Annotated in this window: 11 protein-coding genes; 8 read left to right on the top strand and 3 right to left on the bottom strand. The window is 71.2% G+C overall.

The features are described from left to right. The first annotated feature begins 104 nt into the window (after positions 1–104). From infB to I53_RS21885, 6 genes are all read left to right on the top strand, one after another. Positions 105–1,910, top strand: coding sequence for a translation initiation factor IF-2 (gene infB / locus I53_RS21910; RefSeq protein WP_251982396.1), 1,806 nt, complete (start codon positions 105–107; stop codon positions 1,908–1,910). Positions 1,911–2,013: 103 nt separating this feature from the next. Continuing rightward, positions 2,014–2,442, top strand: coding sequence for a 30S ribosome-binding factor RbfA (gene rbfA, locus I53_RS21905; RefSeq protein WP_043354641.1), 429 nt, complete (start codon positions 2,014–2,016; stop codon positions 2,440–2,442). A gap of 67 nt (positions 2,443–2,509) precedes the next feature. Next, entirely contained in the window at positions 2,510–3,526 is a 1,017-nt protein-coding gene (gene truB, locus I53_RS21900) for a tRNA pseudouridine(55) synthase TruB (RefSeq protein ID WP_051044951.1), read from the top strand. A gap of 134 nt (positions 3,527–3,660) precedes the next feature. Continuing rightward, a complete protein-coding gene (locus I53_RS21895) occupies positions 3,661–5,046 on the top strand; it encodes a dihydrolipoyl dehydrogenase (protein ID WP_043354644.1) in 1,386 nt (461 codons plus the stop codon). Positions 5,047–5,130: 84 nt separating this feature from the next. Continuing rightward, a complete protein-coding gene (locus I53_RS21890; protein ID WP_043354636.1) occupies positions 5,131–7,746 on the top strand; it encodes a histidine kinase dimerization/phosphoacceptor domain -containing protein in 2,616 nt (871 codons plus the stop codon). Then, a complete protein-coding gene (locus I53_RS21885; protein ID WP_043354634.1) occupies positions 7,743–8,336 on the top strand; it encodes a biliverdin-producing heme oxygenase in 594 nt (197 codons plus the stop codon). Before I53_RS21890 ends, I53_RS21885 begins: the two co-directional genes overlap by 4 nt. A 5-nt stretch (positions 8,337–8,341) precedes the next feature. Here I53_RS21885 and I53_RS21880 read toward each other — a convergent pair whose 3' ends face one another. Beyond that, the gene (locus I53_RS21880; RefSeq protein ID WP_043354632.1) at positions 8,342–9,235 is read right to left on the bottom strand and encodes a LysR family transcriptional regulator; all 894 of its coding nucleotides are present in this window, start codon (positions 9,233–9,235) and stop codon (positions 8,342–8,344) included. A gap of 100 nt (positions 9,236–9,335) precedes the next feature. Here I53_RS21880 and I53_RS21875 point away from each other — a divergent pair, with 100 nt between their 5' ends. Beyond that, positions 9,336–9,782 carry a DMT family transporter gene (locus tag I53_RS21875; protein WP_043354631.1) on the top strand — a complete coding sequence of 149 codons (447 nt, stop codon included), beginning with the start codon at positions 9,336–9,338 and terminating at the stop codon, positions 9,780–9,782. Positions 9,783–9,795: 13 nt separating this feature from the next. Here I53_RS21875 and gmk read toward each other — a convergent pair whose 3' ends face one another. Both gmk and I53_RS21865 read right to left on the bottom strand, forming a co-directional pair. Further along, on the bottom strand, positions 9,796–10,458 hold the full coding sequence (gmk, locus tag I53_RS21870) for a guanylate kinase (RefSeq protein ID WP_043354630.1): 663 nt from the start codon (positions 10,456–10,458) through the stop codon (positions 9,796–9,798). 52 nt (positions 10,459–10,510) lie between these two features. Next, on the bottom strand, positions 10,511–11,368 hold the full coding sequence (locus I53_RS21865) for a YicC/YloC family endoribonuclease (RefSeq protein ID WP_043354643.1): 858 nt from the start codon (positions 11,366–11,368) through the stop codon (positions 10,511–10,513). Positions 11,369–11,623: 255 nt separating this feature from the next. On the opposite strand from I53_RS21865, the gene I53_RS21860 reads away from it, so the two are divergent. Next, positions 11,624–12,247: a PAS domain-containing protein gene (locus I53_RS21860; protein WP_244538840.1), complete on the top strand. Its 624-nt coding sequence runs from the start codon at positions 11,624–11,626 to the stop codon at positions 12,245–12,247. Positions 12,248–12,277: the final 30 nt, after the last annotated feature.

Here is a 12,277-nt window from a genome sequence, read left to right as displayed (position 1 = left end):
CCGGGCGGTGACGCAACCGCGGTCGTCTGACCATCGCCAACGCCACCTCGGGCGAGGACGAGCGGACACGCTCGGTCGCCTCGTTCCGCCGCCGCCAGCAGCGCATGAGCGGCCGCGGTCAGGTGGAGCAGAAGGAGAAGCTGTCCCGCGAGGTGACGATCCCCGAGACGATCACGATCCAGGAACTCGCCAACCGCATGTCGGAGCGGGCCGTCGACGTGATCCGCATGCTGATGAAGCAGGGCCAGATCCACAAGATCACCGACGTGATCGATTCGGACACCGCCCAGCTCATCGCCGAGGAGCTCGGTCACACGGTCCGTCGCGTCGCCGAATCCGATGTCGAGGAGGGCCTGTCGTCCGACGAGCCGGATCTGGAGGAGGATCTCGATCCCCGTCCGCCGGTGGTCACCATTATGGGCCACGTCGACCACGGCAAGACGTCGCTGCTCGACGCGATCCGCAAGGCGAACGTGGTCGAGGGCGAGGCCGGCGGCATCACCCAGCACATCGGCGCCTATCAGGTCGCGTCGCCGTCCGGCGACATGATCACCTTCATCGACACCCCGGGCCACGCGGCGTTCACGTCGATGCGCGCCCGCGGCGCCAAGGTCACCGACATCGTCGTGGTCGTGGTCGCGGCCGATGACGGCGTCATGCCCCAGACCATCGAGGCCATCCAGCACGCCAAGGCGGCCGGTGTCCCGCTGATCATCGCGGTCAACAAGATCGACAAGCCGGATGCCAAGCCGGAGCGGGTCCGCACCGAGCTGCTGCAGCACGACATCCAGGTCGAGTCGATGGGCGGTGAGACCCTCGAGTTCGAGGTCTCGGCCAAGACCGGCGAAGGACTGCCGGAGCTTCTGGAGGGTATCCAGATCCAGGCCGAGATCATGAACCTGCGCGCCAACGAGAAGCGCGACGGCGAGGGTACGGTCATCGAGGCGCAGCTCGATCGCGGTCGCGGCCCCGTGGCCACGGTCCTGGTCCAGCGCGGTACCCTGTTCACCGGCGACATCGTCGTGGCGGGCGCCGAGTGGGGCCGCGTGCGCGCCCTGATCGACGACCTCGGCGAGAACGTCCAGTACGCCGGGCCTTCGGTCCCCGTGGAGGTGCTGGGCTTCAACGGCACGCCGGACGCCGGCGACCGCGTGACCGTGGTGCCGAGCGAGGCCCGCGCCCGCGAGGTCACCGAGTACCGCGCCCGCCAGAAGCGCGAGCGTCAGAACGCCCGGACCGGCGGCGCCAACCGGTCGCTCGTCGATATGATGCGCGACCTCAAGGAAGGCGCCGGCCGGAAGGAACTGCCGGTCGTCATCAAGGGCGACGTGCAGGGCTCGGTCGAGGCGATCTCGGGCGCGCTGGAGAAGCTCGGCAACGACGAGGTCGCGGCCCGCATTCTTCTGGCGGGTGTCGGCGGCATCACCGAGTCGGACATCACCCTGGCGCAGGCCTCCAAGGCGGTGGTTATCGGCTTCAACGTGCGCGCCCTCAAGGAGGCCCGCGAGGCCGCCGAGCGGGCCGGCATCGAGATCCGGTACTACAACATCATCTACGACCTCGTGGACGACATCAAAGCCACGCTGTCGGGGATGCTGCCGCCGACGCTCCGCGAGGAGCGCCTGGGCGAGGCCGTCATCCAGGAGGTCTTCGAGGTCTCGAAGGTCGGCAAGGTCGCGGGTTGCCGCGTCCAGGACGGCATCGTCGAGCGCGGCGCCCATGTCCGCCTGATCCGCGACAGCGTCGTGATCCACGAGGGCAAGCTGAAGACCCTCAAGCGCTTCAAGGACGATGCGAAGGAAGTCACCTCCGGCCAGGAGTGCGGCATGGCCTTCGAGAACTTCGAGAACATGCGCGCCGGCGACGTGATCGAGTGCTACCGGGTCGAGGAGATCCGCCGCACCCTCTGACACGCCGGACTCATCCGGACAGGGCGGCCGCGGCACCTGCCGCGGCCGTCTTTTCGTTTTCAGGACGTGAGCCGTCCGCTCCGGCGGAAAGGCCCGAGACAGAATGGCCCAGAAACCGACTTCCACCGGCCCCTCGCAGCGCCAGCAGCGCGTGGCCGAACTCGTGCGCCACGCGCTCGCCGAGGTGCTCCAGCGCGGCGATATCCAGGATCCGGTGCTCGGCACGCATGTCGTGACCGTCCCGGAGGTGCGGATGTCGCCCGACCTGAAGCTCGCCACCGCCTACGTGATGCCGCTCGGCGGTCTCGACGAGGCGCCGGTGATCGCCGCCCTGGAGCGTCACCGGAAGGTGCTGCGCCAGGAGGTGGCGCGGCGGGTGAACCTGAAATTCGCCCCGGAGCTGCGGTTCCGACGGGACGAGACCTTCGACGAGGCGGCCCGCATCGACAAGCTGCTGCGGGACGAGCGGGTCCAGCGCGACCTTGAGACCGGGCACGAGGACGACGAACCGGAGACCGGGACGGGGCATTGAGTCCCGATACCCAACAGAAAGGGACGGGGCATCGACCCCGGGGGACAACGCGGACATGACGGTTTCCATGGAAGATCTTCCGCCGGCCGAGCACCAGGCTCCCGTGCCGGGCGCTGAGCGTCGTGGCCCGGAGGGCCGCCGTCCGCAGCGCGGGCCGCGTCCCGACCGCCCGAAGCGCCGGGACGTCTCGGGCTGGGTGATCCTCGACAAGCATGTCGGCATGACCTCGACCCATGCGGTCGCGGTGGTGAAGCGCGCCTTCAACGCCAAGAAGGCGGGCCATGCCGGCACCCTCGATCCGCTGGCCTCCGGCATCCTGCCGATCGCCCTCGGCGAGGCGACCAAGACCGTCCCGTTCGTGATGGACGGCCGGAAGGCCTATCGGTTCACCGTGCAGTGGGGCATCGAGACCGATACCGACGATGCCGAGGGGCGTCCCGTGGCCACCAGCGAGACCCGCCCGGACCGTGCGGCGGTCGAGGCCGCGCTTCCGGCCTTCGTGGGCGCCATCGAGCAGGTGCCGCCGCGCTACTCGGCGATCAAGATCCAGGGCGAGCGCGCCTACGACCTCGCCCGCGAGGGCGAGGTAGTGGAACTCGTGGCCCGGCCGGTGCAGATCGACCGGCTCGCGGTGGTCGAGCATGACGGCGAGCGCACCGTGATCGAGGCGGAGTGCGGCAAGGGCACCTACGTGCGGGCGCTGGCCCGCGACCTCGGCCGGATGCTCGGCTGCTACGGCCATGTGGCGGCCCTGCGCCGGACCCGTGTCGGTCCCTTCTCCGAGGCCGAGGCCTGCCCGGTCTCGGCCCTGACCGACGGCAGCCCGGAGGCGGCGCTCGCCTATCTGCGTCCGGTGGAGACGGCCCTCGATGCCATCCCGGAAGTCGCGGTCTCCCGTGATCTGGGCCTGCGCCTGATGCGGGGCCAGCCGGTGATCCTGCGGGGCCGGGACGCCCCCGTCGAGGGCAAGGCCTTCGCAACCTGTGCTGGCATCCTGGTCGCCGTCGGCGATGTGGAGCGCGGCGAACTGATCCCCCACCGGGTGTTCCACCTCGGCGGTACGGCTCCTGGCCGCAGCGCCTGAAACGCCGGCTCCGCACCGCCCCGTCCGGTGCGTGCGGAGCCCCGCCCGGTCCGTGCCGCCCTGAGACGTGATCGCGCAGGCGGAACGAACCTCGGCCGTACCGCTTTGGCTCCGGCGAACGGTCCGGGATGCTCATGCGCGAACTCGACTACGACGTGGCGGTGATTGGTGCCGGCACAGCCGGCATCGCCGCCCATCGCGCCGCTTCGGCCGCGGGGGCGCGGTCGGTGCTGATCGAGCGCGGGCCCGGCGGGACGACCTGCGCGCGCGTCGGCTGCATGCCGTCGAAGCTCCTGATCGCCGCGGGGGCTGCCGCCCACGCGGCCCGCACCACCGGGCTGTTCGGCATCCGGGTCTCCGGCGTCACGGTGGATGGACCTGCGGTGCTGCGGCGTCTCCGGTCGGAGCGCGACCGGTTCGTCGCCAGCGTCGTCGACGGTCTCGCGGATCTCCCCGAGGACGAACGCCTCGGCGGCACCGCCCGATTCGAGAGCGACCGCACGCTGGTGATCGGAGACGCCATCCGGATCCGCTTCCGGGCGGCGGTCATCGCCACCGGGTCGAGCCCGATCGTGCCGGAAGCCCTGCAGGGTCTCGGCGCGCGCGTCCTGACCACCGATACCCTCTTCGAAATCCCCGATCTCCCGGATTCGCTGGCCATTCTCGGGGCCGGGCCCGTGGGGATCGAGATCGCCCAGGCGATGGCGCGGCTCGGTGTCGCCGTCACGGTGATCGATGCGGGTGACACCGTCGCCGGCCTGAGCGAGCCGGAACTCGCCCGGCAGGCCGCCGCGATCTTCGGCGCGGACCTGGATCTTCACCTCGGTGCCGAGGTTCGGACGGCAGCGCCGGACGGCGACGGCGTATGCCTGCACTGGATCGACCGTGACGGGCGCGAACAGGTCACCCGGGCGTCGCGGGTGCTGGCCGCCACCGGCCGGGCCCCCAACTTGGATGCCTTGCGGCTTGAGGCGGCGGGCCTCCGCCGCGACCAAGACGGAGTGCCGGAATTCGACCGGCACAGCCTCGTCTGCGCGGGCGCGCCGATCCTGATCGCGGGCGATGCCGACGGCTGGCGCCCTGTCCTGCACGAGGCCAGCCGCCAGGGCCGGATCGCGGGGGGCAACGCTGCCGCCCTGGCCGCGGGCCGCCCGGTCGCGGCCCCCGCCCCCTGGACCCGCCTCGCCATGGTTTTCACCCATCCTCAGGCGGCGGTGATCGGCGCCCCCTACGATCCGGAGAATGCGGGACGGGTCGTCGGCACGATGGACTTTTCGGATCAGGGCCGCGCCCGCGTCGAGGGGACGAATCGCGGCGGCATCCGGCTCTGGGCCGACCGGTCGGGGCACCTCCTCGGCGGCGAGATGCTCGGACCGTCCGTAGAGCACCTCGCGCACCTGCTCACCTACGCAGTCGCGCACAAGCAGACCGCCCAGACCCTGCACGATCAGCCAGTGTACCACCCTACGGTTGAGGAAGGGCTGTTCAAGGCGATGTCTAAGATCGTACAGAGCACTTGAGGTTTTGATCTTGCTGACATCACAAGCATTGCGCTCGGCCCATCCCGTCGCCATACCCAGTTGAATGAGCCGGTTTCGCTCCTGATGCCGCCCAGCCAGGCCCCCAATACCGACGTCGATCTCGACGCCATCGCGCCGGACGCGCTCGACCGCCTGGACCAGGGCGTGATCGGGCTCGATTCGGCTGGCACCGTCGTGGCCTTCAGCGAGGGCGCGAGCGCCATCTCGGGCCTGTCGCGCGAGGCCGTGCTGGGGCGGGACTATTTCCGCGACGTGATGCCGGGCACCAACGTGCCGAATTTCCGGGGCCGGTTTCTGGCAGGGGCCCGCCGCGGGACGCTGGACGAGACCTTCGACTACGTCTTCGGCCGGCTGCCGCAGCCTCTGCGGGCCCGGATCCATATGCGCCATGGCCAGATCGCCGGGGGCAGCCCGGTGACATGGCTGACCATCGATCCGGTGGAGAGCCTGGGGGCCGACCACTCGCGCGAGGCCGTCATGGCGGCGATCGGCCGGCGGGTGCGCGCCGAGCCGGTGGATGCCAGCCTGTGCGAGCGTGAGCCCATCCACATCCCGGGCTCGATCCAGCCCAATGCCGTGATGCTCGCCGCCGACGCCGGGACGCTCCTGGTGGTCGCCTATTCGGCCAATGTCGGCGAGATCGTCGATCCGATCGAGCCGCCTCTGGCGGGGCGCCCCCTCGCGGACGTGCTGCCGGCGGATTTCGTTGCGGCGATCCGCGCCCGTCTGGCGCGCGGGACCCTCCATGACGGCGCGTCCCTGCGCCGGACCCTGGCATTCCCGGGCCGCGGGACCGCCTATCACGCCGTTGCCCATGCCCATGCCGGCCGCCTCATCGTGGAGATGGAGCTGGAGCCCGATTCGGCCGACGATTTCGCCACCGCCAGTCAGGCCGATACCGAACTCGCCGTCGGCCGCCTGCGCGAGGCCGGGACCCTGGCGGATATCGCCCGGATCGCAGCCCTCGAGATCCGGGCGCTCACCGGCTTCGAGGCGGTCTTGGTCTACCGCTTCGACACGGACTGGAACGGCGAGGCCGTGGCCGAGGACAAGGTGCCCGACTGGTCGCGCAGCCTGCTGGGCCTGCGCTTCCCCGCCTCCGACATCCCCGCCCAGGCCCGGGCCCTCTACACCAAGGCCAAGAGCCGCTTCGTCATCGATCGGGACAGCGTGCCCGTCGGGCTGGTCTCGGCGCCCGGCGCCGGCAACGGCCCGATCGACCTGACCTTCGCCCAGCACCGCACGCTGTCGCCCATCCACCTGGAGTACCAGCGCAATCTCGGCGTGAACGGCTCCATGTCGATCTCGATCATGGTCGAGGGGCGGCTCTGGGGCCTGATGATCGGGCATCATCGCCGCCCGCACTACGTCACGCCGGAGACCCGCGCGGCCGCCACGGTGCTGACCGACGCCTTCGCCATGCGGGTGCAGGAGATCGAATCGCGCCGGCTCTGGGCCGAGCGGCAGGCCCATCTCGACGTCGAGGGGCGTCTCGTGCGCGGCCTGACCCGATCCGACGATTTCGTGGCGGCCCTGACCGGCGGCACGACGACGCTGCTCGACCTGTTCGGCGCCACCGGCGCCGGCATCGTTTCAGGCGACCGGGTCACGGGGATCGGGCGGACGCCGCCGGTCGACATGGTGGCGGCGATCGCGGGCTGGCTGCGGGCGGGCGTGCCGGCGGGCGAGGTCGCCTACAGCAGCGACAGCTTCACCGCGGATTATCCGGAGGCGGGCCCGCATCGGGAGATCGCCAGCGGCCTGCTCGCCGTCTTCGTCGATGCCTCGCGCGAGAACCTGCTGCTGTGGTTCCGGCCGGAGGTGCCCAGCACGGTGACCTGGGGTGGCGACCCGCGCAAGCCCGTCCTCGCCGGCAGCGGCCCCGTGGCGGTGCTGCCCCGCCGCTCCTTCGAGCGCTGGGTCGAGGAGCGCACCGGCTTCGCCGCGCCCTGGGCGGAATGGCAGGTCCACCTCGCCGGCTCCCTGGCGGAGGCCGTCGAGGGCGTGGTGCTGCGCCAACGCCGCAAGATCGACGAGCTCACCGGCCTGCTCGCCGAGAAGGAGCGCCTCCTCGAGCAGAAGGATCTGCTCACCCGGGAGATCGACCACCGGGTGAAGAACTCCCTGCAGATCGTCTCGGCCTTCCTGCAGATGCAGCGGCGCCAGATCGCCGACGGCGAGGCGCGGCAGGCCTTCGCCGACACCTCCGCGCGGGTGATGAGCGTCGCGCGGGTGCATGACAGCCTGTACCAGGCCGACCGGTTCGACGAGGTGGATCTCGGCCAGACCATCGAGAGCCTGTGCAACGACCTCGCGGGGCTGGCAGGCGACGGGCATGCCGTCGATCTCTCGGCGGAGCCGGGCCTGATGGTGCCCTATCGCAAGGCGGTGGCGCTCTCGCTGATCGCGACGGAACTCGTCACCAACGCCTTCAAGTATGCGGCCAACCCGACAGGCGGCGGCCGTGTCGAGGTCAGCGTCTCGGCATCGGGCCCCGGCGAGGTCCAGTTGCGGGTCTGCGACGACGGATCGGGCCTGCCCGACGACTGGGCGGACGCCAAGGCGCGGAGCAAGGGCTCGGGACTGGGCATGAAGCTGATTCGGGCGATGCTCGATCAGATCAACGCCAAGCTCACCGTCGCCAACAATCCCGGCGCCTGCTTCACGATCACCGCGTGAGAACCCGCGGCGGCCTGCATGCGCGGCTGCGTGCCGCGACCGATCCGGCTCACCGGGCGCTGGAGGCGTCCCTGGACTGGCAGGCGCGGGTCGCGACCCTGAGCGGCTACCGCAACCTGCTGGGGCGTCTCTACGGGTTCCACGCGGTCTGGGAATCCGCCATCGGGTCCGGGCTCGCCGACGAGGTTTTCCTGGCGCCGCGCCGCCGCCTCACGCGCCTCGCCGCCGATCTCGACCATCTCGGCCTGACGCCCTCCGCGGTCGCGGCGCTCCCGCGACCGACCTCCCTGGTCTTCGACGGACCGGCTGCCGCCATGGGCGCGCTCTACGTGCTGGAAGGCTCGACATTGGGCGGCCAGCTGATCGGCCGCCACATCGCCGGCCTGCACGGCTTCTCCGGCGACGGCCTCGCCTATTACCGGGCGCACGGGCCCGCCGCGGGGGCGATGTGGGCGGCCTTCCGGACGCGCCTGGAGATCTTCGGCGAGGACCCGGCCGCGGAGGCCGCGCTCACCGGCGCGGCCGTGTCGACCTTCTCGGCGATGGGCGCGTGGCTCGGCCCCGGTCCGGAGACTCCGGTCGCCGCCTGAGCCGATCAGCGTACGCCGAGGGCGTCACGCTCCGCCGCCAGATGGACCATCAGCCGCTCGGCGAGGCGCCCCGGCGGCCGTCCCGCCGGCCGCACCAGCACGGTCTCGATGGGGATCTCGGGCCGGAACGGCCGCAGCACGATGGGCCATCCGCCGAGAGCCCGGGCCGGGACCGGGTCGACGATGGCGGCTCCGAGACCCTCGGCCACGAGGCCGCAGCGCGCCGCGGTGTACTCGGCCATCAGGGCGAAATGCGGGGTCACGCCGGCCTGCGCGAAGGCCGCCTCCGTCGCCGCCTGCACGGGACTCGATCCGGCCGCGATCAGCGGCACATCGGCGAGATCCGCCGCCGTGATGGCCCGTCGGCGGGCCAGGGCGTGCCCGCGAGGCAGCACGCACACGGCGGCGACCCGCAGGAATGTCTCGGCGATCACGCCCGCATGGCCGGACCGCGGCCGGGCCAGTCCGAGATCGCATTGGCCCGAGGCGGCCCAGGACCAGATCGTGTCCGGGCTCGGGACGTGGACGGAAATGCGGAGACCGGGGCATTCCGCGTCGAGCCGCCGGATCGCGCGGGGCAGCAGCCCGGCGGCCAGGGAAGGCTGACAGGCAACGCGGAGACCGCCGGTGCCGCGCTCGCGGATGCGGCACGCGGCTTGTCGCAGGTGATCCAGCCCGGCGAACGTCTGCGCAACCTCGTGGGCGAAGGCCTCGCCTTCCGGGGTCGGGAGGGCGCTGCCGTGGCCGCGCACGAACAGCGTGAAGCCGAGTGTCGCCTCGAGCTGTGCGATGGCACGACTGATGTGGGGTTGACCGATCCCCAGGACCTCGGCGGCACGCGTCATGCCGCCGTGACGCATCACGGCGCGGAAGAGGTCGAGATGCGCGGGGTTGATCATGCCGAACGTGCATGGAATCGGGTCTTGGCGGCATTTGACGGCATCGACCGTGCCGGTTGTCAATGAGGCCCGGCACCCTGACCCGAGAGGCCCGTTCTCGATGCTCGCCTTCGCACTCTCCGCCCTGCTCGCCGTCCTGGCGGGCGCCGGACTCGTCCTGCAGCAGATCCTGAACGCCAACCTGCGCGCGGGCCTCGACTCGGCGTCCTGGGCTGGCGTCTCCAGTTACGCCGTCGGTCTCGCCTGCATGGCTCTGCTCGCCGTAGCCCTGCGCGATCCCGCCCCGGCCGTAAGCGTGGCCGGGCGGATCCCGTGGTGGACTTGGAGCGGCGGCCTGTTCGGCGCGCTGTTCATCGGGCTCGCCATCCTGCTCGTCCCGAAGCTCGGCGCCGCGACCTTCTTCGCCCTTCTGGTCACCGGCCAGATGCTCGCCTCGGTGCTGTTCGATCAGGTTGGTCTGCTCGGCCTGGCGCAACGGCCCGTCGATCTGCCCCGCCTCTTCGGGGTCGCGCTCCTGATCGGCGGCGTCGTGCTGATCCGCCGGTAGAGCCGGGTCCGCGTCACGGCGTCTCCGCCAGCAACCCCTCGACGAAGGTGGTGAGGCCGGTGCGGCGCGTCCGCCGGAGCCGCTCCGCCGCCAGGATGCCCTGTAGGGCCCGGAAGGCGTTCTGCAGGTCGTCGTTGACGATGACGTAGTCGTACTCGACCCAGCGTTGGATCTCGGTCCGGGCATTGGCGAGACGCTTCTCGATCGTCTCGGCCGAATCCTCCGCCCGGCGCTCCAGGCGCTGGCGCAGCTCGGCCATGCTGGGCGGCAGGATGAAGACCGTCACCACGTCCTGGGCGAGCTTGGAGCGCACCTGCCGCGTGCCCTGGTAGTCGATGTCGAAGATCATGTCCCGGCCGGAGCCGAGCACTTTTTCCACCGGCCGCCGGGGCGTGCCGTAGAAATTGCCATGGACCTCCGCCCATTCGAGCAGGTCGTCCCGGTTGCGCAGGTCGTCGAAGGCCTCGCGATCGATGAAGTGGTAGTGCCGCCCGTCGATCTCGGAGGGGCGGCGCCCCCGCGTGGTCACGGAGATCGACAGGTCCAGCGCCCAGCTCGGATCCTGGGCGATCGCCCGCGTCAGGGTCGTCTTCCCCGCCCCGGAGGGCGAGGAGAGGATCAGGATCAACCCCCGCCGCGCGATGGAATCGGAGACGCTCCCACCCTGCTCGGTCATGCGTGTGGCTCCCCGACGTTTCGCATCCGTACTCTCACATCCTGATCCGGCATCATTCGATGTTCTGGACCTGCTCGCGGAACTGCTCGACCACGGCCTTCAGGTCCAGGCCGATCCGCGACAGGCTGATGTCGTTGGCCTTGGCGCACAGCGTGTTGGACTCGCGGCCGAACTCCTGGGCGATGAAGTCCAGGCGCCGGCCGATCGCGCCGCCGGCCGCCAGCAGCTCCCGGGCGCTCGTCACATGGGCCCAAAGCCGGTCCAGTTCCTCGCGCACGTCCGCCTTGCCGGCGAGCAGCATCGCCTCCTGATGCAGACGGTCCGGATCGAGGCCGCTGCCGCCCAGCGCCGCGACGGCCGCCTCCAGACGCGCCCGCACGGCTTCGGGCTGACGCGCGGGATTCGCCTCCGCGGCCTCGGTCAGCGCGGCGATCCGGTCGACCTGTCCGATGACGACCTGTTCGAGCTGCCGCCCCTCCGCGCGGCGGGCCTCGACGAGATCCGCGACCAGCTGGACCACGCCTGCGGCCAGATCCCGGGCGAGGGCGTCGGTGTCCGCCGCCTCGTCCTCGACCTCGATCACGCCGCGGACGCCGAGCAGCCCGTCCATCGTGGCGGGGGCCACACCCTCGGGGACCGGCACCCGGGCCACCGCCTGGGCGAGACTCGCCAGCAGCGTCTCGTTGATCCGCACTCGCGCGGTGGTCTCCGGCTTGGTGAGCGTCAGGGTCAGCTGGCACTGGCCGCGGGTCAGGGTCTTCTGCAGGGCGGTGCGGGCGGTCTCGCCGAGCCCGTCATAGCCGGCCGGCACACGGGTGCGCACGTCGAGGCTGCGCCCGTTGACGCTGCGGACCTCCCAGACCCAGTGGACCGGTCCGGTACTACCGGCCGCCCGGGCGAAACCGGTCATGCTCGTGATCTGGGCCACGCCGACCCCCGTCCCCGTGAAGATCGGGGCCTGTAGCACGGATCTCTCCACGGGGAAGAGGCCGGTCCCTGCGACGGACCCATCCCGGCCCGCGCGCGGGTCCCGTCGCCCCCGCGCCACCGAGGACGTCACGGATCGACTTTCGTACGACGCCGCCAACATTGCATTTCAAGATCAAGTTGTGTTCGTAGGTCCGGGTCGTTTTCACAAGAACCCGGATGGCGCATGCCACGATCAGTGTTGACCAGGTCCGCGCTCACGCCGTTCGGCATGTCCGCGCTGGGCGTCGGCATGTGGGAGGACGTGCCGCATCTGGGACGCGTGCGCGGGGATGCGACGATGGCCCGGATCTTCGGGCTGACCGAGGCCGAGGCGGCGCAGGGCGTGAGCTGGGAGCAGCTCTCCGCGCTCTTCCATCCGGAGGACCTCGCCCGGGACCAGATTCAGCGCCGCCGTGTCCGCGACGAGGGCGGCCTCTTCGCGTGGGAGCATCGCATCGTGCCCGCCCCCGGGCTCGTACGCTGGGTGCTGGCCCGCGGCCGGTTCGAGCGCCGCGCGGACGGGCTGGTCTATGGGCGTGGGATCGTGATCGACATCACCGACAGCCGGACCGAGGGGCCGTTCGAGCCCCCGGCGGGCTTTCTCGGGGCGCCGGCCGAGCAGGGCTCCGTCGTCGAGCAGATGGCGGATGGCGCGATGCGTCTGTGGGAGCGCCTCGGCGATCTCGGGCTCGACGAGGCGAAGCGGGTGCAGCCGCTGCTGGAGGCCCTGCTGTATGAGCTGGGACGCCAGATCGCGGCGTCGCTGTCGGGTCCTCCTCCGGACGGGCAGGGGCGGCCGCGAAACCCGAAGGCGCATTGAGCCCTGCGTGAGCCCGGCGCGGCTGCGTCA

Origin of the sequence: Methylobacterium sp. B1 (assembly GCF_000333255.1) — a bacterium.
GTDB lineage: Bacteria > Pseudomonadota > Alphaproteobacteria > Rhizobiales > Beijerinckiaceae > Methylobacterium > Methylobacterium fujisawaense.
Note: the sequence above shows the minus strand (reverse complement) of the source record. Positions and strands in the feature narration are given on the sequence as shown.